Source organism: Chryseobacterium polytrichastri (assembly GCF_900142445.1).
Taxonomy (GTDB): domain Bacteria; phylum Bacteroidota; class Bacteroidia; order Flavobacteriales; family Weeksellaceae; genus Chryseobacterium; species Chryseobacterium polytrichastri.
On sequence record NZ_FRAV01000024.1, the window covers coordinates 19,267 to 41,362 of the forward strand.

16 protein-coding genes are annotated in these 22,096 nt (G+C 33.6%); 10 read left to right on the forward strand and 6 right to left on the reverse strand.

Going from position 1 to position 22,096, the window contains the following annotated elements; all coding sequences use genetic code 11:
- Positions 1–197: 197 nt before the first annotated feature.
- Positions 198–1,316, reverse strand: coding sequence for a DNA polymerase III subunit (locus tag BUB80_RS14850; protein ID WP_073294191.1), 1,119 nt, complete (start codon positions 1,314–1,316; stop codon positions 198–200).
- Positions 1,317–1,569: 253 nt separating this feature from the next.
- Between BUB80_RS14850 and mdlD the strand changes: the two genes are divergently transcribed.
- From mdlD to BUB80_RS14875, 5 genes are all read left to right on the forward strand, one after another.
- Positions 1,570–2,889 carry an NAD(P)-dependent benzaldehyde dehydrogenase MdlD gene (gene mdlD / locus BUB80_RS14855; protein ID WP_073294193.1) on the forward strand — a complete coding sequence of 440 codons (1,320 nt, stop codon included), beginning with the start codon at positions 1,570–1,572 and terminating at the stop codon, positions 2,887–2,889.
- A 198-nt stretch (positions 2,890–3,087) separates the two neighbouring features.
- Positions 3,088–4,365 carry a hypothetical protein gene (locus BUB80_RS14860; protein WP_073294195.1) on the forward strand — a complete coding sequence of 426 codons (1,278 nt, stop codon included), beginning with the start codon at positions 3,088–3,090 and terminating at the stop codon, positions 4,363–4,365.
- Between the two features lies 1 nt (position 4,366).
- Positions 4,367–4,957, forward strand: coding sequence for an LPS export ABC transporter periplasmic protein LptC (lptC, locus tag BUB80_RS14865; RefSeq protein ID WP_073294197.1), 591 nt, complete (start codon positions 4,367–4,369; stop codon positions 4,955–4,957).
- Between the two features lie 9 nt (positions 4,958–4,966).
- Positions 4,967–6,013 carry an anhydro-N-acetylmuramic acid kinase gene (locus BUB80_RS14870; protein WP_073294199.1) on the forward strand — a complete coding sequence of 349 codons (1,047 nt, stop codon included), beginning with the start codon at positions 4,967–4,969 and terminating at the stop codon, positions 6,011–6,013.
- Between the two features lie 75 nt (positions 6,014–6,088).
- Positions 6,089–7,135 (forward strand): squalene/phytoene synthase family protein, encoded by a 1,047-nt coding sequence (locus BUB80_RS14875; protein WP_083547174.1) that lies wholly within the window; start codon positions 6,089–6,091, stop codon positions 7,133–7,135.
- A 123-nt stretch (positions 7,136–7,258) separates the two neighbouring features.
- Here BUB80_RS14875 and BUB80_RS14880 read toward each other — a convergent pair whose 3' ends face one another.
- On the reverse strand, positions 7,259–7,648 hold the full coding sequence (locus BUB80_RS14880; RefSeq protein WP_054509952.1) for a hypothetical protein: 390 nt from the start codon (positions 7,646–7,648) through the stop codon (positions 7,259–7,261).
- Between the two features lie 36 nt (positions 7,649–7,684).
- Between BUB80_RS14880 and BUB80_RS14885 the strand changes: the two genes are divergently transcribed.
- Positions 7,685–8,296, forward strand: a complete 612-nt coding sequence (locus BUB80_RS14885) for an NUDIX hydrolase (protein ID WP_073294201.1) — start codon at positions 7,685–7,687, stop codon at positions 8,294–8,296.
- Here the strand turns inward: BUB80_RS14885 and BUB80_RS14890 are convergent.
- Both BUB80_RS14890 and gldJ read right to left on the reverse strand, forming a co-directional pair.
- A complete protein-coding gene (locus tag BUB80_RS14890) occupies positions 8,289–9,560 on the reverse strand; it encodes a UDP-N-acetylmuramoyl-tripeptide--D-alanyl-D-alanine ligase (RefSeq protein ID WP_073294203.1) in 1,272 nt (423 codons plus the stop codon). The two genes, BUB80_RS14885 and BUB80_RS14890, sit on opposite strands and share 8 nt — an antisense overlap.
- A gap of 63 nt (positions 9,561–9,623) precedes the next feature.
- On the reverse strand, positions 9,624–11,225 hold the full coding sequence (gene gldJ, locus BUB80_RS14895) for a gliding motility lipoprotein GldJ (protein ID WP_073294205.1): 1,602 nt from the start codon (positions 11,223–11,225) through the stop codon (positions 9,624–9,626).
- 165 nt (positions 11,226–11,390) lie between these two features.
- On the opposite strand from gldJ, the gene porU reads away from it, so the two are divergent.
- The 3 genes from porU (at position 11,391) to BUB80_RS14910 (ending at position 18,878) form a co-directional block, all read left to right on the forward strand.
- Positions 11,391–15,299, forward strand: a complete 3,909-nt coding sequence (gene porU / locus BUB80_RS14900) for a type IX secretion system sortase PorU (RefSeq protein WP_073294207.1) — start codon at positions 11,391–11,393, stop codon at positions 15,297–15,299.
- 59 nt (positions 15,300–15,358) lie between these two features.
- Positions 15,359–16,522 (forward strand): type IX secretion system outer membrane channel protein PorV, encoded by a 1,164-nt coding sequence (gene porV / locus BUB80_RS14905; RefSeq protein WP_073294209.1) that lies wholly within the window; start codon positions 15,359–15,361, stop codon positions 16,520–16,522.
- Positions 16,523–16,598: 76 nt separating this feature from the next.
- Positions 16,599–18,878 carry an FUSC family protein gene (locus BUB80_RS14910; protein WP_073294211.1) on the forward strand — a complete coding sequence of 760 codons (2,280 nt, stop codon included), beginning with the start codon at positions 16,599–16,601 and terminating at the stop codon, positions 18,876–18,878.
- Here the strand turns inward: BUB80_RS14910 and BUB80_RS14915 are convergent.
- Positions 18,862–19,479, reverse strand: a complete 618-nt coding sequence (locus BUB80_RS14915; RefSeq protein ID WP_073294213.1) for a 4'-phosphopantetheinyl transferase family protein — start codon at positions 19,477–19,479, stop codon at positions 18,862–18,864. The two genes, BUB80_RS14910 and BUB80_RS14915, sit on opposite strands and share 17 nt — an antisense overlap.
- Before the next feature lie 341 nt (positions 19,480–19,820).
- Entirely contained in the window at positions 19,821–20,351 is a 531-nt protein-coding gene (locus tag BUB80_RS14920) for a HugZ family pyridoxamine 5'-phosphate oxidase (RefSeq protein ID WP_073294215.1), read from the reverse strand.
- A 162-nt stretch (positions 20,352–20,513) separates the two neighbouring features.
- On the opposite strand from BUB80_RS14920, the gene ahcY reads away from it, so the two are divergent.
- Positions 20,514–21,827, forward strand: coding sequence for an adenosylhomocysteinase (ahcY, locus tag BUB80_RS14925; protein WP_073294217.1), 1,314 nt, complete (start codon positions 20,514–20,516; stop codon positions 21,825–21,827).
- Positions 21,828–22,096 lie beyond the last annotated feature (269 nt).

The window sequence follows — 22,096 nt, forward strand, 5'->3', positions numbered from 1 at the left end:
TGAAAATTAGTCCATCTAAGTTAAATAAAATTAAACTGATACGAATAAAACATTATTAATTATATCTATTGAATTATCCATTTTAAATAGAGACTATTCCCAAAACATTAATGTAAAAAGAAAATTGTGTTATGGGTGAATGATAAATGTTTTAGATAAAATTAAAAAAACTCCGACAATCACGTCGGAGTTTCTATTTATGTGCTTTTATGAATATATCTTGATAATTTTATCCCCAGATCTGTCCAGATAATTTTAGGGTTTCCATTTCGGGTTAAATGTAAATCTGCTGTTGAAATTTCTTCCAGAATACTTTCAATATTTGCCCCACTGATGAATTTTGAAAATCCGGTCCAATTAAAACCATCCGCATTAATCTTCTTATATACCAAGCCTTCTGATTGATAATTTTGAAGCAATGCCAATCTGAAAATTTCAGAGCAGTAGTTCAAAAAGTTTTTTTGTTTTTCTCTGTTCCATCCAGCAATTTCTCTTGCCCAAAGAATGATACTTTTAAGAAATTGAGGTTTCTTTTTTACCATAAAAGCATCACGAACCCATTGAACAAATAACTTTTCAAACTCATCACTTTTGTTTCCGGAGTTCAGCAGTTTAATGGCATCATTTAAATCTCCCTGCGCTTCATGAACGATTTCTTTTACCTTATCATCGGATACAGAAAAATTCTTTTTAAGATAACTTTCTATATCATTATCATTAATTCTTGGGATCTCCACAACCTGTGTTCTGGAAAGAATAGTTGGAAGAATATCATTAATATCTTCAGCTGTAAGAAGAATAATTGTTTTTGCAGGTGGCTCTTCTAAAAATTTAAGGAACTTATTGGAAGCCGCAATGTTCATTTTATCTGCTCTCCAGACAATCAAAATTTTAGTTCCTCCTTCAAAACTTTTAAGAGCAAATTTTTGGTTTTGATCATCCACTTCATCAGCAGAAATAAAAAGCTGTTTGTTTTCAGACTCCAGAAAAGCCGTCCAATCATCATAGCTTGCATAAGGTGAAGCCATGATCATTTCTCTAAATTCTTCAAACTTATTTTTGCTTAAAGAGTTTCTGTTATCCGTAAAAACCGGGAAACTAAAATGCAAATCCAAGTGGTTTAAATGCTCCACTTTTGAGGCAGCGTGCTCATTCTCACCTTTTAAAATTTCTTTTGCATACGCCAAAACCATAGGCAATGTCCCATACCCTTCTTTTCCTATGAAAAGCTGGGCGTGGCTCACTCTGTTTTCGGCGATACTGTCTCTAAGAAGTTTTTTCAGATTTTCCTGTCCGGCAATGTTCTCCCAATTCATGTTCCAAAGATAAAAAATCTCCGCTCATTTTCTGAATATTAAACGCTATTTAATATATCAAAAAGCAATTGGCATTAAATTTCCATTGATGATATCCTGTGTATTATAGGCTATATCAATAATTGAATTAGAATAAAATTTAAATTAAATTTTACACAATATAATTTTTAACAATACTTTTGCAGAGTGATTTTTAAGTCTTAATTTTAAATAAGACAAACCACAAAAATTATACGCACATAAAATAAATAATATGGACAATCAACTTGAACAGAAAATCAGAGGAATATTTGAAAAACAGAAAGCTTTCTTTAAAACCCATCAAACAAAAGATATTGAATTTAGAAAAGCACAGCTAAGAAAATTCCGTGAAGTATTTCTGAATCATTCTGATGCTCTTTGTGAAGCTTTAGATATAGACTTGGGGAAAAGTAGAAAAGAGGCGGAATATGTAGAAATTCAAATTGTAATCAGTGAACTGGATTATCTTTTAGAAAATATCGATGAATGGGCAAAACCAGTATTTGTAGAATCTAAACCAGACGCCTCGGGGGCAGAGGTCGTGAGTAAAATACTTCATGAACCTTATGGTGTGAATTATATTATTGGACCTTTCAACTATCCTGTTCAGTTAACTTTCAGTCCGCTTATCGGAGCTTTAATTGCTGGAAACACTGCTATCATAAAGCCTTCTGAAAATACACCTCACGTAGCTAAAGTTCTGGAAGACATTGTAAAAGGATCATTTGATGAATCCTATGTTGCCGTAGTTCAAGGAGCTATTGAAGAAAACACACTATTATTAAGCCTTCCATTTGATTACATTTTCTTTACAGGAAGTCCGAATGTGGGAAAAATTGTAATGAAAGCTGCTGCTGAACAATTGATTCCTTTAACATTGGAATTAGGAGGAAAATCACCAACCATCGTTCATAAAGATGCAGATCTTGATAAAACCGTTCAAAAGATATCTTACGGGAAATGGATTAATTGCGGACAAACCTGTGTGGCTCCAGATTACATTTATATTCATGAATCTGTAAAAGATGCTTTTGTAGATAAATTTAAAGCCTATTTAAAAACAACATATCCTGACGGATCATTAGGAAAAATTGGAAAGGTTGTTAACCAGAATCAAATTAAAAATTTGTCAGGCTATCTTCAAGCAGCTCCAGACAAGGTAATTTATGGGGGAAATTATGATCTTGAAACCCGCCATTTCGAAGCTACTTTAATGGATAATGTGACTTGGGATGATAAAGTAATGCAACAGGAAATTTTTGGACCGATTCTTCCGATTCTAACTTATAATGATATTGATGAAGCATTAGAAGAAATAAACAATCGCCCGAAACCATTAGCATTATATGTATTCACCGAATCTCAAAAATTTGCAGATGATATTTTAAACCGTACAACGAGTGGTGATGCTGAAATCAACAGTACTATTGTGCATGTTGGCTCTCATCATTTACCTTTTGGGGGTGTTGGAACTTCAGGAATGGGGAAATATCACGGGAAATTTAGTTTTGAGAACTTCAGTCACACCAGATCTGTACTTCAAGTAAAATAATTTTCATCTCAATTAAAACTATATAAAAGGTTGCTCTCATACAATGAGCAGCCTTTTTTGCTTTAATAAAAAGTACATTTTTATTAAGAAATATTGCACTTTTTACTTAAAAATAGCCCCTTAACAAACTTTAACCTCATGAAACTTTTACAATTCATTAATATTTAAGATATTTGCGCATTATTTTAAAAATAAAGAATGAAAAAAATCTTTGTACTATCATTCATATCGGTTGGATATTTTCTTAACGCGCAGAGTTTGAGTAACTCACCTTATGCAACTTACGGAATTGGAGATGTAAAATATGATAATACGATTGAAACTACTTCTATGGGAGGAATCTCAACAGCTTATATAAGCGACTTTACAAGTAGTTTCAACTTCGCAAACCCTGCAAATAATACCAATTTCGAGCTTACAAGTATAAGACTGGAAGCTACCAACGAAAATAATTATTTCAAAACTGATTATAATAATACGAAGTCTACAAAACATTCTACGTATTTATCAAATATTTCATTGGCTTTCCCTTTGTCACCAAAGGTGAAAATGGGGCTTTCCTATCAGCCATACAGCTCCAAAAGCTACGATATCCTAAATTCTGAAACAATGGCTGACGGAACAGTTGTTGCCAATAGATTCAGAGGAACAGGAACATTGAATACGGCACAGATTGCATTATCATATAAAATAGCAGATCAGTTCTCAGTAGGAGCAAGAGCAAATTACTATTTTGGTAACCTTTATGATACCAACGAACTTGCTTATTCTAATGCAGAATTAATCAATGGTTATGAAACCAAGAATAATATAAAAAACTTCAACTTTACTTTAGGAGCAAGCTATCAAAAGCTAAACTCTCGTTCTGACCGTAAACTTACCATTGGGGCTACTACTACTTTTGGAAATACCAGTAATATGATGACTGATTATAAAAACAGTACCTATTATTACACCACTGGGGAAGTAAAAGCTGGAGAGAGCATCATTGAACAAAAAAGTACAAGTTCTAAAAACCTTTTACCATTACAGGCATCTTTGGGTGTAGGATATGGTGAAGAAAATAAATGGTTCTTTTCTGGTCAGTTAGATTACAAAAGAGGAGAATCTATTTCTTATTTTGGAAACAGTTTAGATCTACAAGATTCTTATAGAATTTCTGCAGGAGGTTGGTATTTACCAAACTACAATAACTTTAGAAATTATTTTTCAAGAGTTGTCTACAGATACGGTGCTTTCTATGAAAAAGGAAGTTTACAGATTGCCGGAACCAATATCAACAAATTTGGTATTTCTGGTGGTGTACTTCTTCCATTCAAAACAAGTAGTATAACAAGAATGAGTGGTCTTGAGCTTGGTTTGGAAGTTGGAAAAAGAGGAACGCTTAAGAATAACTTAATTAATCAAAACTATATTAACCTAAAAATAGGTTTCAACTTTGCTGATAAGTGGTTCAGAAAGACTTTATATAACTAAAATGAAGTTTGTTAAAAACAGATCATATAAAAATATAGCATACCTTTTAAGTTGTGCTATATTTTTTATATTAACATCCTGTGAAGAAGATCTTACAAAAGATAAAAGTGTTCAAAGTAAGAACTTTCCTTCAACGATCATTTACAATGCTAAAATTATCCAAAGAGATTCCGGTTTTATAAGCATGAAAGCGCTCGCTCCTATGATCGAAAAATACGAATTGATAGACAGCCCATATACAGTTGCCAAAAAAGGAATCAACATTGAGTTTTTCGACAAGAAAAAACCTAAAGTTCCAGGTACAATCACCGCAAAGTATGCCCGAATTTTCGAATATAAAAAGTTCTACGAAGCAAAAGGTAATGTAAGAATTACCACAAATGAAGGTCAAAAATTTGCCATGCAAAGTATTTTTTGGGATCAGCGAAAAAACAGAATTTACACTCACGACACTGTATTTGTAACAATGGAAGACGGCTCTACTTTAGTCGGGGCCAATGGTATGACTGCAAAAGATGACTTTTCTGAATATACCTTCTATAAAAATTCCGGAAACTTCAGTACACAAAAGTTATCTGAATCTAAAAAATAAATACCCGCTATGATTTTTCATGCCATAGGATTAATGTCTGGAACCAGCTTGGATGGTTTAGATATCTGCTATGCAACATTCGAAAAAAAGGAAACGTGGAGTTTTAAAATAATACAGGCGGAAACAATTTCCTATTCTGAAAACTGGGAAGATAAACTTCGAAATTCAATTCATCTTTCTGCAGAAGAATTATTAGAATTACATTCGGAATATGGTTTTTATTTAGGAAAGCTTACTCAGGATTTCATTCAAAAATTTGATTTAAAAAACATTGATCTGATCGCTTCTCACGGTCATACGGTTTTTCATCAACCTAAAAAAAAATTCACCTTACAAATCGGAGACGGAAGAGCTATTAAAATTATAACTGGTTTGCCTATAATTTATGATTTCCGATCTCAAGATGTTTTGATGGGAGGAAATGGAGCTCCCTTAGTTCCCATTGGTGATGAATTGCTATTTTCTCAATATCACGCTTGCCTTAATTTAGGTGGCTTTTCTAATATTTCTTTAAAAATAAATAACAAAAGAATTGCTTTCGACATTGCGCCCGTTAATATTGTTTTGAACAAGCTAGTGCAAAAGTTCAATAAAAGCTTTGATGAAAATGGAGATTTAGCAAAAACAGGAAGCATCAATGTAGAACTATTACAACAACTTAATTCTTTAGATTTTTACCAACAGGCTCATCCAAAATCATTGGGTATTGAATGGTGTAATGAATATGTTTTCCCTTTATTTCAAAATATTGAAACCCTAGATATTTTAGCAACATTCACAGAACATATAGCACAACAAATATCGGATGTTATTAATGAACATCAATTAAAAAACATCCTCTTTACAGGTGGTGGGACTTTCAATACTTATTTGATTGAAAAAATAAGAGAAAAAACGACTACAGAAATCATCGTTCCAGAAAAAGAGATAATAGATTATAAAGAAGCTCTGATCTTTGCTTTTATGGGCGTTTTAAAGCTTAATAAAGAAATCAATGTACTGTCTTCTGCAACGGGAAGTTCAAATGATCATAGTTCTGGAATTATTGCGAGATAAACATAATCCATATTAATAATGATTTTTTAATGTAAATTTATCATCAAAATAGATATTTTACATTAAATTTATTTTATGCAAAGAAAAAACACACCAGAAACACATAAGGATTTTTCATTAGATCAAGCTGAAAACTATTTAATAATCTTATTTCCCCGTGTTTCACGTACTTTTGCCTTAACAGTTCCTGAGCTACCTATACCATTACGCAGAGTGGTCATGAATGCCTATCTCTTAGCCCGTACATTGGATACAATCGAAGATGACAACGCACTAACTTTAGATCAAAAATTCTACTATGGGCGAAGGCTTGTCGAAATTGTTACAGGTCATGAAAAAGCAGAAGAATTTGCATTAGAGCTAGCACCACAATTATCTACGGAAACTAATGAAGCAGAGCGTGAGCTTATGTCTAATTTGGCATTGGTGATAAAAATAAAACAATCCTTCACCCAGTTACAACAGCAGGCAATTGAACGCTGTATAAGTATTATGTGGGAAGGTATGCAAATTTTTTTGAAGCGAAGAAGCTTAAATGGGCTTGAAACATTAGATGAAATGAACGATTATTGCTATCATGCTGCAGGCGTCGTAGGCGAAATGCTAACAGATCTTTTCTGTGATTATACCCCCGAGCTAGCACCTCATTATTTCGAGATGAAAAAACTTTCAATCTCATTTGGAAGGGCATTGCAAACGATAAACATTTTGTATGATCAATGGGAAGACCGTGAAGAAGGACTTTGCTGGTTACCCCGCGATATATATGGCCTTGAGCTCAATACCCTCAAACCTGAAAATTATAATGAATCTTATGAAAATGCTCAAAAAAAACTGATTAGTATTGCCTACAAGAACTTACGCGAAGCATTACAGTACACACTAATAATTCCTCATTCAGAATCAGGAATACGTCGTTTCTGTTACTGGACAATTACTCTTTCATTATTTGCTCTTCGTAGAATATATAATAAACCTGACTTTACTAAGAATGCAGAGGTAAAAATACCACGTCATTGGATCTTTGCCATGATTATTATTACCCGTATATGTGGCACAGGAAATAGAGTGTTAACAACTTTTTTCAATATCGTTTCTCCTAAAATTCAACGTTTATCCTAATTTTCTTTAATACCTAATCTTAAGCTAGGCTATGCTTACGAGAAATTTTAAAAGCTTATATTTTAATCTACAATTAACTACTTATTTTATCAAGAAAACCTTCAGAAATGAAGGTTTTCTATTTTATTTATAAGCCTCTATCTTATCCGTCAAAGTATTAATGAAGTTTTGTAAAGGCTTTTCAACCATCATTTTTATAAATGGATTAAACTTTCCTTCAAAAAGCATCTGCACTTCCGTTTGGTTTTCACTGACTGGGTTCAAAGTAGCTGTTAATGTAAAATCTAAACTTGAACTAGCAGATTTCAAAACCGCTTTCTGATCAGTAACTTCATCTATTTTTAAAGCAATTTCCGGCATTCCCTGTAATCCGAATTTAAAGCCATCTTCTCTGGTTTCAAATTTTTGAAGACCATCCGGCATAAATTCTTTATAGTTTTCAGGGGTTTTTAGTATTTCGGATAATTCTTTAGATGATTTATTGACAATAATCTTTCGTCCTTCTAAATTCATTTTTTATTTTTGTATTTAAATTCTTAATTATTACAAATGTATAAAGTTTTTGTGAACGAAAAAAAATTATTACTGTCTAAGCAACCCGAAGACCTCGAAAAAAAGCTTAGCTATGAAGGTTTCTCAACTTTGGAGATCGCTTTGGATCTTTTAGAGAATACATCTGTAAAAGAACTCAATATATTCGGTGAAAATATTGATGAGATCTGGACTGAGTTTCAAAATCTTTTTAGAATTATTGAAGCTGCGGGCGGATTGGTAAATAAAGATAATGGCGACATGCTTTTCATAAAAAGATTAGGCAAATGGGATCTTCCAAAAGGGAAAATGGAAAAGGGGGAATCCAGAGAAGAATCTGCTGTAAGGGAAATTGAAGAGGAAACAGGTTTGAGAGATATTGAATTGGTAACATTCATCAATACAACTTACCACATTTATATCGAAAGAAACGGTGATAAAATTCTAAAATGCACCCATTGGTTTGAAATGAATTTCTCGGGAGAAGATACTTCAAAACCGCAAATTGAAGAAGGGATTACTGAAGTAGCCTGGAAAAACACCACTCAAATAGAAAATGAAGTTTTTCCAAGTACTTTTAAAAATATTGAATTGATTGTAAAGGAATTCTGGAATACGAAGGCTAAATAAAGTCTATCGCTTTTTCCAGAGAAATCCCTCTTGAAGCTTTTAATAGAATATTTTCTGATTGAATGGTATTCAGCTTTAAATATTCTATTAATTCTGCTGTATTCAAAAAAGCAAATGCAGAAGAATTCACATTTTTAAAATGCGCTCCAACAGTTATTATTTCGTTAAAACCTAGATCCTGAGCCAACTTCATAATATTTTGATGTTCTTGTTCACTCTCCTCTCCTAATTCCAACATATCACCAATAATGATCGTTTTTGACCCTTCAAAAGTGATGAAGTTATGCAAAGAAGCTGTCATAGAACTTGGATTGGCATTATAGGTATCAAGAACTAAAGTCCGACCTTCTTTCTTAACGATTTGAGAACGCATATTGGTTGGTGTATAACTCTCAATAGCTAGTTTTATTTTTTCAAACTCAATTCCAAAATGCAATCCTAGACTAGCCGCAGCACAAAGATTAGTGAAATTATATTCCCCTGTCAATTTAGATAATGCTTTCTGGTTTTTATAAAACAATCCTACAAAATGCTCTTCGGAAAAAGACTCAAAATTATAATCTGAGTTTTCTTTTCCAAAAGTAATTTTAGATTCGTAATCTTTTGTTTTTTCTGATTGAATTGGATCATTTTCATTAACCAAAATAGTCTGGTGATGATTTTTCAAATAATCATACAGTTCAGACTTTCCTTTTATGACTCCTTCAAAGCCTCCAAAGCCTTCCAAATGCGCTTTTCCGAAATTAGTAATATATCCAAAATTAGGTTGTGCAATGGTACAGAGCAGTTCAATTTCCTTTTGATGGTTGGCCCCCATTTCTATAACCGCCATTTCATGTTCAGGTTTAATAGAAAGAATCGTTAGCGGAACACCAATATGATTATTTAGATTTCCATACGTATATTGTACGTTGTACTTCTCTGAAAGAACAGCATGAACAAGTTCTTTGGTCGTTGTTTTCCCATTACTTCCTGTAAGGCCAATAATAGGGATCTGTAATTGGTTTCTATGGTGAATGGCTAGCTCTTGTAAAAACTCCAACGTAGAAGGAACATAGAAAATATTTTTAACTTTATTTTCAAAATCTTCCTGTTCAACAATTACCGCCAGAGCTCCTTGTTCTATAGCTTTTTCAGCAAAAGTAGCAGCATTGAAATTTTCTCCCGAAAAGGCAAAAAAGATGTCCTTCTCTCCTATTTTTCTGCTGTCTATGGTAACTCTGTTAGATTGTAAAAATAAAGAGTAAAACTGTTCTATATTCATGGTTCAAAAATAAAAAAACCTTCCAATAGTTTGGAAGGTTTTTGAAATTATTTTTGATAAATATTATCTTCTAGTTCTAGCCTTGTCATTAGCTCTAGCATCTTGTGCTACACGGAATCCGATCCATCCGTATGCTTTGCCTTGGTTTTTATATCTTCTTTGACCTGGGTCTAACCAATATGCTGTATCCTGCCAAGAACCTCCTTTTACTACTCTTACTTCATTACTCATAGCAGAAGTTCTGTCCTTAGTATCTTTTTGTAATACAACTTTACCGTTAGCATTTACAATAAACCTTGTTTTAGGAGAATTGTACATATCGAAACCAGCAGCAGAATCACTTGCTGTTCTATATTCTAAAGATGATTGTCTGTCACCATCTCTATAGTCTCTGTAATCAGCAACTGTTTCTCTTTCAAACTGACCTGGTAAGTTTTTGTAAACTAATCTACCATCAGCTAAAGTATCATACTTAATGTTGCTTTCATCAACCATCTTATAAGTTCCGTCTCCGTTTCTTACAACAGCCTGAGGCATATTTCCTCTGTAGTAGTTGAAATCACTGAAGTTTTCATCGATAATTGGTCTGTAAACATCGGCAGTCCATTCAGAAACGTTTCCGTACATACCGTAGATACCTAGATCATTTGATGGATATTGTCTAACGTCTGCAGTTCTTGCAGCACCGTCATTTTTCCATCCTGGAAGACCTGAATAATCACCAGTTCCCATTTTGAAATTTTCAAGGTACATACCTCTTTCTTTTCCTTTGGTTCCTCTTAGCAATTCAATTTCAGGTTTTTTACCTTTATATTGATTGTATTCTCTATTCTTAGCCATACCAAGAGCTGCGTATTCCCATTCAACTTCTGTAGGAAGTCTGAATTTCGTAACCATAGCAGCGTTTGGAGCTCTGTTTGCAGCAAGCAATCTTTGGTTGGTACTTTTTATACCAATTTTTTGCTGCATTCTTTTTTCGTTAATATATCCCTGAATTTCCGGATCATTCGACTTGAATTTATCCATGTTAAATGCAGTTCCACCTTGGTTATTAGATTCATTTATATATAAATCTTTAGCAATTACTCCTGCTTGCATTAAAGCTTTTTCGTTCGCTCTATCTGACAACCACTCGCAGTATCTGTTAGCCTGCGTCCAAGATACACCCACTACCGGATAGTAATCGAATTCAGGAGAACGGAAATACGTTTCGTTGAAATCGTTTCTAGATAGTTTGTTATCCCACAATAAGGTATCCGGTAAAGCACCGTTATAGATTTCCTTAAAGCTTGGATCACTTGGAGGGAATACATACTTCAACCATGTAAGGTATTCGCGGTATTCATAGTTAGTAATTTCTGTTTCTCCGATAAAGAATGAGCTTACCTGCATTCTGCGAGGCGAGTTATTCCAATCGTGCATAACATCATCTTTCACTAATCCCATTGTAAAAGTTCCACCTTCTACATATACCATTCCTGGCCAACCTTTCTGCTTCTGTTGCTTTCCTGCAAAAAACCAACCCTGTTTTTCGTTTGGCTTCCAACCTGTCTTGCTGACAAATTTTTTAGTACCACCGCCTTTACTGGTACCTGACCCACCACAACTGGTTAATGCAAGTGTAGAACTCAATGCTATTAATGAAAACAACTTTAGTTTTTTCATAGTCGATTATAAATATTTTCAAAGTACAAAGAAAAAATAAATTATTCAATAAATCAAGTAAAGATTTGATTTTTTTGAAAAACGTTAACAAATTAATTTTATTGTATCGCAATTTAATTCTAAAATTTTCATTTATTTTGTAATTTCGAATTTTCAAAATCAGACATGAAACAAAAACTAACGCTTTTACTCTTATTATCCTTTGTATCAACGGTTTGGGCTCAAAGAATAGCCATAGAATGGAATGGTGCTAAAATTCAAGATTTTGGCGAAACAAAATTAAATCTTCCCAGCTTCAAAAATGAAGGATTTTCTTATGGTCAAAACAACGTTTTTATATCGACCAAGCAGAAAGTTGGAGAAAAACAGCTGAAGATTTCTAACCAAGTTTGGGAAAATATTTCCAACAAAGAATTATTTGACTTAAATAAAGACTTATTTTCAAACAACGAAATTAAAGATATCACTTATTATTATCTTGAAGGTGAAAGATACGCCGGTATAAATGTTTCATTGTTTAAAAATGTTAATGGTCGTGCTCAAAGGTTGTCATCATTTGAAATTACCGAAACATCATTACCTAATAACTTTGGGAGTGTAGCTAAAGTAGGAAGTACTGTCAATCCTCTAGCAACGGGTGGTTTTTACAAAATAAAAGTTGATAAATCCGGTATTTTTAAAATTACAAGACAATTTTTACAAGATAATGGAATAAACCCCTCTTCTGTAAACCCTAAAAATTTCAGGATTTATGGAAATGGAGGAGTTATGCTTCCTGAATACAATCAGGATGTAAAGTATAGTGCTTTGCAGGAAAATTCTATACAGGTTGTTGGAGAAGACGACGGAGTATGGAATGACAATGATTATGCTTTGTTCTACGCTCAAGGGCCTAATGGCTATAATCTTTATAACACCGGGAATGGAAATGGTTTCAAAAGAGTAGAAACAAGGGGTGATGGAAGTGATAATCTTAAAAACATCTATGAAGATTTTGCTTATTACTATATAAATTTTGACAAAGGTCCAGGAAAAAGAGTACAATCCTTAGATGCCAATTTACCTACTACTGCCTTAATTACAAGATATGATGGTTATCAGACTATCAATAATGATCAAAAAAACTTATTAAAAGTTGGAAGAACTTGGGTAGAAGACATTCCCTTTACTACCGAAAAAACTATTACGTTTACAACCAACTCGCCTATACAAAGCTCTGACCTTATAAGATACAGAACAAGAGTAATTGGCTATAAATCTCAGCAAAACAGTATTACATTTAGCATCAATAATCAAAATCCTATTCCATTTTCGGTGCCTGCCAATACTCCTAATTCTAATTATGATTTTTATCCTGTAAGGTATAATGGAACACTACCTGGCTTAAGTGGAAATCAGATTACATTTAAATACACTCCAAATATTGCAACAAATCCTAACGGCACTTTTTACTTTGATTATGTAGAAGTACAGTATAAAGAAAATCTTAGTTTCAATGGCTCACAAATGAATTTCAGAGATTTTTCTCTGGCGAGTGGAACTAATACAAGTTATGGTTTTAGTATCGCAAATACTTCTGCTGTGGAGCAAGTATGGGATGTTACAGACATCACGAACGCTAATAGGAGAGTAAATAAAGCAACAGGTAATGCTAGCTTCAATTTTGGATACATTACTTCTAATCAAAATTTCAACAATGAATTTGTAGCTTTTAGAGCTGATGCAGCCTTTGCGCCACAATTTGTAGAGAGAATTGCTAATCAAGATCTTTCAGCATTACAAAATGTAGACTACCTAATTCTTACAGTTCCTCAATTAATGGGTCAAGCTCAAAGATTAGCAAACTATCATCAGACAAAAAACAACTTTAATGTTCAGGTTGTAGATGTTAATAAAGTTTACAACGAATTTGGAAGCGGAAGTAAAGACCTTACCGCTATTAGAGATTTTGTAACAAAGCTGAATACACCTAATGGAAAATTAAAATATGTATTTATATTAGGAGATGCATCTTATGACTATAAAAATAGAATTCCTAACAACTCAAATGTAGTTTCAAGTTATGAAAGTGAGGATTCTGGAGATTTCATAAACTCTTTCGTTACGGATGATTATATTGTAATGACACAACCTCAGACTTATAGTTATATTGACAGTAACCTTCCGGATATACCCATTGGAAGAATTCCTGCAGCTAATATAACTGAAGCAGGTAATATGATGGATAAAATCTTAGCTTATTACAATAATTTACCGAGCCAGTCTACTCCTTTCGGAGAATGGCGTATGAAACTGGATTTCGTAGTGGATGACGATCATGATGAAAATAGTAGTAATCCTATACCATTCCATACTACAATGAATAATGCTTTGGTGAGTGTTTTTGAAATGCCCGGCGCTACTAATCTTAAAGAATACAATGTTAGAAAGCTATATTTAGATGCCTTTCAAGCTCAAAGTACAGCCGGAGGGCAGAGATACCCACAAGTAAACCAAGCTATATCTAATGACATTGGTAACAGTTTATATCTTTTCTATTTCGGACACGGAGGAATCAATGGTTGGGCACAAGAAAGAGTTTTAACAACAGATGAAATTCAAAACTCAAATAACTTCTCTAACATTTATAGTAGATTCCCATTTGTATCAACCATAACATGTGAATTTACTTTATGGGACGATCCAGAAATATCTTCTGCAGGTGAACAGTTTATTAAACTAAAACAAGGTGGTGTTTCAACAATGATTACATCAAGCCGTGCCGTAGGTATTGGTTATGGTATTTCATTTACCGATATTTATACTAAAGAAATCTTTAAAATGGTAAATGATGATTTTCAAACTTTAGGAAATGCACATTTAAATGCCAAGAAAATAAAAGGACCGGACTCAAATCACTTAAAAGTAAATCTATTGGGTGATCCTGCGATGAAACTAAGCAGACCTAAAAGATTATTGGTTATAGACGGTATCGAAACTCCGGTTCCGGGATTAATCAGAGGATTGGATTTTGTAAAGGTAAAAGGACATATTAATAATACAAACGGAACAGTGAATACTACCTTTAACGGAAGAGTTGTTATTAATATTTTTGATAAAAGATTAAACAAAAAAACATTGAATAATGATGGTAACCTTACTGTTCTAAATTATACAGAAGAAGGAAGTGCTATCGTAAAAGCATCAGGAACTGCTGTAAATGGAGTCTTCACAGTAGAATTTTATGTGCCAAAAGATATTAACTATGCTATCGGGGAAGGAAGAATCTTAGGATATGCTGATAATAAAGCAATGGATGTGTTCAACAACCAAGCCGTACAAGTTGGAGACATTAATCCTAACGGAATTAATGACAACGAACCTCCAAAAGTAAAACTGTATATGAACAACACCAATTTTGCTAACGGAGGTATTACCAACCAAAGCCCAATGTTGTTGGCATGTGTTACTGATGATACCGGAATCAATTCTACAGGATCTGGTATTGGTCACGATATTACAGTGTATTTGGACGGCCAAATTATTAATACTGTTGTTCTAAATGATTTTTACGCTTCTGGAGAAGGAAACGGATGTTTAAGCCCGAGCTTAGCAGATTATCAAAAAGGAAACGTAACCTACCCTTTCAGGAATTTAGCAATAGGTCAACATCAATTAACATTTAAAGTTTGGGATATCAACAATAATTCTACAACATCTACGTTAGACTTTGAAGTTAAGGATGAGGCTGATCAGCACTTGGTGATTAACAGACCATTAAACTGGCCGAACCCTTTTACCAACAAAACGTATGTTCAGTTTGAGCATAATTGTGATGATATTTTGGATGTTAACGTTCAAATTTACACAATAACAGGAAAATTAGTAAAAACAATTTCACAACCAGTTGTTGCAGAACCCTTCCTACAGGGCTTTAGAACGCCACGTCAGGCAATAGAATGGGACGGAAGAGACGATTTTGGCTCAACAGTAGCAAAAGGTACGTATATTTTTAAGATATTTGCAAAAAGTCAAAACCAAGAAAAATGCAAAGGAAGTGCCACAGCTGTAGAAAAAATGGTACTTTTGAAATAAATTAAAATAACATAGATAATAATATTAACAAAAAACTGATAATATATAAAAGACAACATATGAATTTAACTACTAAACTGCTTTTAGGAATTGGGTTAGGTGCTGGTTTTTTAGGGTATTCTCAAGATCTAAGTCTTGTAAGACCCGTATTAACCGGAGCTCCATTTTTAAGAATCGCACCAGATGCGAGATCAGGAGGTATGGGAGATCAAGGGGTGGTAACCTCTCCTGATGCATTTTCTCAATTTTGGAATGCTGCCAAATATCCTTTTAGCACGTCAAGTTCTTCCGTAGGTATCAACTATACCCCTTATATGGGAAAACTTACCAATGATGTATTTTTACTATATGCTGCATTTCATAAGTTTCTAGGGCAGGAAGAAAGATCTACCATCTCTGCGAGTATTTACTACTTTAATATGGGACAAGTAGATTTGACACAATTAGTAGGTAATGATGTACAATCAATGGGTACGTCTAAGCCAAACGAATTCTCGATTGACGTGGCGTATGGTTTAAAACTTTCAGATTCTTTCTCTATGGCGGTAACGGGTAGATTTATTCGTTCAGACTTAGCCGGAGGATTCAACACAGATACAACGCTTAAGCCTGCAAACTCTTTCGCAGTAGATATTTCAAGTTACTATTCATCTCCTAAATTCTCAAGTTTCGGGGGGTATGATGGTAAGTTGAATGCAGGTCTAGCGATCCAGAACTTAGGTCCTAAATTAGACTATACAGGAAATGAGGAATCTAGATCTTACCTTCCTACAATGGCTAGATTAGGTATTGGTTATGACATGTTTTTAGATGATGTCAACAGAATTGGACTTAGTGTTGAAGGATCTAAACTACTAGTTCCCGGTTCTGAATTCGTAGGAATTGATCCTAATAATAGACAGCCTATGTATAAAATACCTAATGTGGGCCCAATTGCAGGTATCGGAAAATCTTTCAAGAACCCAAACAGTATCATGTATAGTGGAGCGTTGGAATATTCTTACAACAATGCATTTGCAGTAAGAGGAGGTTACTTCCACGAAAGCGAAGAGCAAGGTGCTAGACAATTTGCAACAGCAGGTATTGGTTTAAAATACAACTCTTTCGGACTTGATATTTCTTACCTAATTAATATGTCTAAAATTAATACTGCTTTAGATAATACGCTACGTTTCGGATTGACTTGGAACATTGGTGATCAAACTTCTAATGCTGACAATTAATAAAATATAACATATAAGTTTATAAAAGTCTCATATTTATGAGGCTTTTTTTGTTTTCAATATTTATTTTTGTAAAATGAACTATTCCGCAGAGCTCAAAAAATTCGTAACTAGTCAATATGTATATTCTGCTATCAGAATTACACTGGCTACCGTTCTGCCATGTTTGGTTCTTGCGCACTTCGGAATATTAAAAGAATACTTCCTATTTCCGTTGGGAACAAGTTTCGTAGCACTTTGTGATCAACCCGGCCCATTTATAAGAAGAAGAAATGCATTAACATTTGCTATTTTCTGTTTCGTGTTGGTAGCGCTTATTGCCAGTTTAGTGATGCATGTTAAAGTTTTGGTCATCTTTGAGATCATTATATTTGGAATGTTTTTCTCGCTGATTGGGGTGTACGGACAAAGATTAGCCGCCGTTGGATCATTATCATTGGTTGTTATGGCAATCTTTATTGATGGACATCTTACAGGAGCCAATATTTTTAAAAGTCTTTTGATTTTCGCTTCCGGCTGTGCTTGGTTCTTATTGATATTCCTTATTGTTACAACCATTCAGCCTTATAAACTGGCCAGCCAGATGATTGGTGAAAACTATCTTCAATTAGCCGAGTTTTTAAAGATCAAAGCAAATTATTATCAAAAAAATCCGGACTTCGACAAACTGACAACACAGGTTATCGCCAAACAGATCGGAATTAAAAACCTTCAGGAAGAAACAAGAGAAACTGTTTTTAAAACAAGAACCATCGTTAATGAATCCACAACCACAAGCCGATTGTTGATGTTGATGTTTCTTAACTCTATGGATTTACATGAAAAGCTAATGACTTCTGAAAGCGATTATCAAAAGCTTCAACAGAGTTTCGAAGATAGTATGATCTTGGTCAACATTCATGATTATCTAAATTTACTAGCTGAAGAAATTACCAATATTGGAATTTCCCTTCAAATTGGAGCCCGAGCAAAACCGTTATTCAATCTTGATTTTGAATATAAAAATCTAAATACACATTATTTCGAACTTAGAAATAAACAGCTATCTCCCGATAATTTGGAGAACTTCATGATCCTGCGCCAAATATTAATCCGTATTAGTGAGATCACAAAAGAGATTAGTGAAATTTATAAAGTATTTTCACAAAACGTAAAATTGGCAAAAAGTCTTTCCACAGGATTAGACTTAAAAAAATTCATGCCTAATGAAGAGAAGCTTAATTTTAAAGTATTGAGAAATAACATTTCTCTTTCTTCATCCCATTTCCGCCACGCATTAAGAATTACAATCGCTTTATTGATTGGTTATCTTTTTTCCATATTCGAGTTCTTTGTTATTGGTCATGCCTATTGGATTTTAATTACAATCGTTGCCATTTTAAAGCCCGCCTACTCCATCACCAAACAACGGAACTTACTTCGTCTTTACGGAACCATTGTAGGGGCTTCAACAGCGTATGCTATTTTACACTTTATCCATATTAATGCTGTTTTATTTACCATCCTTCTTTTAAGTATGATCATGTGTTTCAGTTTTCTGAAAGGTCGATATTTTTGGGCTGTTTCATTCATGACTATTTATGTTTTCCTAAGTTTTAATTTCTTAAGCCCAGGAAAAATTGACATTATTTTTAAAGACAGAATTTTAGATACCGTTGTCGCTGGAATTATTGCTTTCTTGGTTTCTTATATTGTTTTACCTGTTTGGGGGCATACTCAGAATTTAGATTTAATGAAAAAATCTGCTGAGAGTAACCTCATCTATTTTCAAAGTGTTATTTCTAAATTTCTGGAAGGAGATTTTGATCTTGAAGATTATAAAGTAAAACGTAAAAACGCTATTATTTCATTAGCCAACCTTTCCGACAACTTTCAAAGAATGATCTCTGAGCCTAAAAATCAGCAGAAAAAACTGGAGGTTGTTCATCAGTTTGTAGCGACATCCCATTTGATTACCGCTTATACCGCTTCCCTTTCTCAATATTCAAAAAATAATGAAGAGTATCCTGAAATTGATGCTGAAAGCTGGAGCCGAAAAATAGAAGCCGAAATGCAAAAAGTTACTGCATTGCTTAACGGTGACAAAATCAATGAAACTTTGAAAATGGAAAGCCTCATTGAACCTGAAGATTCTTCCATTGAGGATTTGATCTTAAAAAGAAAAACCGAGATTGAAGAAAATGATGTGGTAAAACCAATAGATCCTGATAAAATTTCTCATTTAACAGAACTTAAAAACATTCATGATGTATTGGAATTAATTTATGACGTTGCCAAAGAACAGAGAAAAGTAATAGAAAAATACAAAAGCGAATCTGAGACTACAGAAGCTGTTAAAGCTATTCCTCTACAATAATCGTAAAACAATAATCGTCGAAAAATTCTACTCTGGCTTTTAACTCATCAGAATAATGCTCGTCATAAACTCTGCATTTAATATGATGAAGATGTTTCAACTCAAAAGGTCTTACTTCATAATGTTTTTTCAGAGACCAATGTTTAGAATGATGGATTTTATACATACTTTCCTTTACGCTCCAGATAATCGTATAAAAAGTATCTGCTCTATCTTCAGGAATAAATCCTCTTTCATTTTCGTAGGTAAATTTATCAATTACCCTTAAAATTTTAGTATTAAATTTTTCAATATCAATTCCTATCTTATTTTTAGAAATGGCGATGGCGGCAAATGGGAAAGAATGCGTGATAGAAATTTCGGCATCTTTTGGAGAAAGAAAAGGTTCTCTTTCCTTATATAATATCTTAGAATTGGGTTTCAACCCTTTCAAAAGTTTACGAACCATCAAGACTTCCAATAATTTTTTGGGATGATAATCTTTTACTTTTTCAGCATTTTCTGGCTCCAGAAGCTCATCAATATTGAGTTCCTCACTTTCATCATACTTCCAAATAAGAATGGTAGCAGTATCATCGGAAAAATCACGGTAAAGAGGCATGGGTTTGTTTATTGGACAAAATTAGTGAAAAAATTCGGGCTGTAAGATTTGTGTTTGAAGATGGATGCCGCGTGCTGGAAGTTTCTATTATTATACAAAAGATTTTAAACGCAAAGATTTATATTGTGAACTTATTATTTTAAGGGAGCAAAGAATTGCGACAAGTCACTGATTAAGCGTACGGATAGAACATTCGCTTCATCAAATCAACTTTGTTGATTACTCCTTTGCTCCCTAAACTTTAGCTTAATTAAATAAGTCTTTGCGTTTAAATAATTACAACTCTCAATAATTTTCAAGCATAAAAAGGGCTTAATCTTTTCGACTAAGCCTTTCTAAATTTATTTAGACTGATGATTCACATCATTTCTGTGTTCCATAATTTCTAAATTCTCATCTACGAAATAAGCACTTCCAAATCCGTTTACATAAGAACCTTTCACAGGATGTAAACCGATAAGAATAAAATCCTTCATTTCAGCAATAACATCTACTACTTTTCCGTGGGCTTCTTTTAGTTTTCCAACAACAGAATTCCAAGTTTCAGAATCTCTTTCTACCTGTGAAGTTGTAGCTTCAATGGTTAAACGTTCACGAGCATAGATTTGTTTCGTAGCAGATTCATCCTCAATAAACATCACTGAGGTTTTTCTTCCTTCTGAAAGATTCTTCGTATGCTTTGCCATGAAAGAAACCAAAATATAGAATGTATTGTTTTCCTCTACAAAAGGTGCGTAACTTGAATTAGGTGTTCCTTCTGCATCAACAGTAGCCAAAATTACACTTTTCGTGTTAGCAATCAGTTCTTTTACTTTTGGTGTCAAAGGTTTTGCTTGCTTCTGAGCTTCGTCTTGAGTATTAGTATGATTCATAGTATAAAATTTATTCCTACAAAAATAAGTTATTTAGACTAAATAAACTTAATTTATATACAATTTCATTCTTTTGAAATTAACCCGTTGTTTTTGTATCTTAATTATTAATTGTAATTTTGTAATTCATTATCAATTGAACTTAAACTTATTCATTAACATATGAGTACAACAACACAATACGTTCCTTATAAAGTTAAGGACATTTCCCTAGCAGAATGGGGAAGAAAAGAAATTACCCTTGCAGAAGCAGAAATGCCAGGTTTGATGTCTATCCGTGAAGAATACGGTCCATCTCAACCTTTAAAAGGAGCAAGAATCGCTGGATGTCTTCACATGACAATCCAAACAGCAGTGCTTATCGAGACATTAGTAGCTTTAGGTGCTGAAGTTACTTGGTCTTCTTGTAATATTTTCTCAACTCAAGATCATGCTGCTGCTGCTATTGCTGCTGCAGGAATTCCTGTTTATGCTTGGAAAGGTCTAAACGAAGTAGATTTTGACTGGTGTATCGAGCAAACTTTATTCTTTGGTGAAGACAGAAAACCATTGAACATGATTCTTGATGACGGTGGAGATTTAACAAACATGGTTTTTGATAAATACCCAGAATTTACTAAAGATATCAAAGGACTTTCTGAAGAAACTACAACTGGAGTTCACAGATTGTACGAAAGAATGAAAAACGGAACTTTGGTAATGCCTGCAATCAACGTAAATGATTCAGTTACTAAATCTAAATTCGACAACAAATACGGATGTAAAGAATCTGCAGTAGATGCTGTAAGAAGAGCTACAGACCTTATGTTGGCTGGAAAAAGAGTGGTAGTTTGTGGATATGGTGATGTTGGTAAAGGTACTGCTGCTTCTTTCAGAGGAGCTGGTTCTATTGTAACTGTTACTGAAATTGATCCAATTTGTGCGCTTCAAGCTGCAATGGACGGTTACGAAGTAAAAAGATTAGATACTGTTGTTGATAACGCAGATATCGTAATCACAACTACAGGTAACTTTAACATCGTAAGAGGAGAGCATTTCCTTAAAATGAAAGATAAAGCTGTTGTTTGTAACATCGGTCACTTCGATAACGAAATCGATATGGCTTGGTTAAACGAAAACTATGGTTCTACAAAATCTGAAGTGAAACCACAAGTAGATATCTATACTATTGAAGGTAAAGAAATAATTATTCTTGCTGAAGGTAGATTGGTAAACCTTGGTTGTGCAACAGGACACCCAAGTTTTGTAATGTCTAACTCGTTCTCTAACCAAACTTTGGCTCAAATCGAATTATGGACTAACTCTGCTGCTTACGGAAACGAAGTTTACATGCTTCCTAAGCATTTAGATGAAAAAGTAGCTGCTCTTCACCTTAAGAAATTAAGCGTTGAATTAGAAGTTCTTTCTACTGAACAAGCTGAATATATCGGTGTTGACGTAAAAGGACCATTCAAGCCTGAGTACTACAGATACTAGAAAATATCATCCTGAGCTTGTCGAAGGATCTCAAAATAATAGAAACTCTCCAATTTTTGGAGAGTTTTTGTTTTATGACAATATTAATAAGCTAATCAATTAGGGTAAAAAATTCTGTGCCCTTCAAAAACCTTTCAACTAAAAAATTATCAAATAATCATTTCTACTACACCTACGCTTTAAAACGATCATTCATCAATCTTTTCTAAATCTTTCAACAACTTAATACAATTCAATCATTTCAGTAAAAACATTAAACATTTTTCATT

What these genes read in the sequence shown, in the direction of transcription:
- BUB80_RS14850 (WP_073294191.1), bottom strand. Translation starts at nt 1,316, where the DNA reads ATGAATTGGGAGAACATTGCCGGACAGGAAAATCTGAAAAAACTTCTT.
- mdlD (WP_073294193.1), top strand. Translation starts at nt 1,570, where the DNA reads ATGGACAATCAACTTGAACAGAAAATCAGAGGAATATTTGAAAAACAG.
- BUB80_RS14860 (WP_073294195.1), top strand. Translation starts at nt 3,088, where the DNA reads ATGAAAAAAATCTTTGTACTATCATTCATATCGGTTGGATATTTTCTT.
- lptC (WP_073294197.1), top strand. Translation starts at nt 4,367, where the DNA reads ATGAAGTTTGTTAAAAACAGATCATATAAAAATATAGCATACCTTTTA.
- BUB80_RS14870 (WP_073294199.1), top strand. Translation starts at nt 4,967, where the DNA reads ATGATTTTTCATGCCATAGGATTAATGTCTGGAACCAGCTTGGATGGT.
- BUB80_RS14875 (WP_083547174.1), top strand. Translation starts at nt 6,089, where the DNA reads ATGCAAAGAAAAAACACACCAGAAACACATAAGGATTTTTCATTAGAT.
- BUB80_RS14880 (WP_054509952.1), bottom strand. Translation starts at nt 7,648, where the DNA reads ATGAATTTAGAAGGACGAAAGATTATTGTCAATAAATCATCTAAAGAA.
- BUB80_RS14885 (WP_073294201.1), top strand. Translation starts at nt 7,685, where the DNA reads ATGTATAAAGTTTTTGTGAACGAAAAAAAATTATTACTGTCTAAGCAA.
- BUB80_RS14890 (WP_073294203.1), bottom strand. Translation starts at nt 9,560, where the DNA reads ATGAATATAGAACAGTTTTACTCTTTATTTTTACAATCTAACAGAGTT.
- gldJ (WP_073294205.1), bottom strand. Translation starts at nt 11,225, where the DNA reads ATGAAAAAACTAAAGTTGTTTTCATTAATAGCATTGAGTTCTACACTT.
- porU (WP_073294207.1), top strand. Translation starts at nt 11,391, where the DNA reads ATGAAACAAAAACTAACGCTTTTACTCTTATTATCCTTTGTATCAACG.
- porV (WP_073294209.1), top strand. Translation starts at nt 15,359, where the DNA reads ATGAATTTAACTACTAAACTGCTTTTAGGAATTGGGTTAGGTGCTGGT.
- BUB80_RS14910 (WP_073294211.1), top strand. Translation starts at nt 16,599, where the DNA reads ATGAACTATTCCGCAGAGCTCAAAAAATTCGTAACTAGTCAATATGTA.
- BUB80_RS14915 (WP_073294213.1), bottom strand. Translation starts at nt 19,479, where the DNA reads ATGCCTCTTTACCGTGATTTTTCCGATGATACTGCTACCATTCTTATT.
- BUB80_RS14920 (WP_073294215.1), bottom strand. Translation starts at nt 20,351, where the DNA reads ATGAATCATACTAATACTCAAGACGAAGCTCAGAAGCAAGCAAAACCT.
- ahcY (WP_073294217.1), top strand. Translation starts at nt 20,514, where the DNA reads ATGAGTACAACAACACAATACGTTCCTTATAAAGTTAAGGACATTTCC.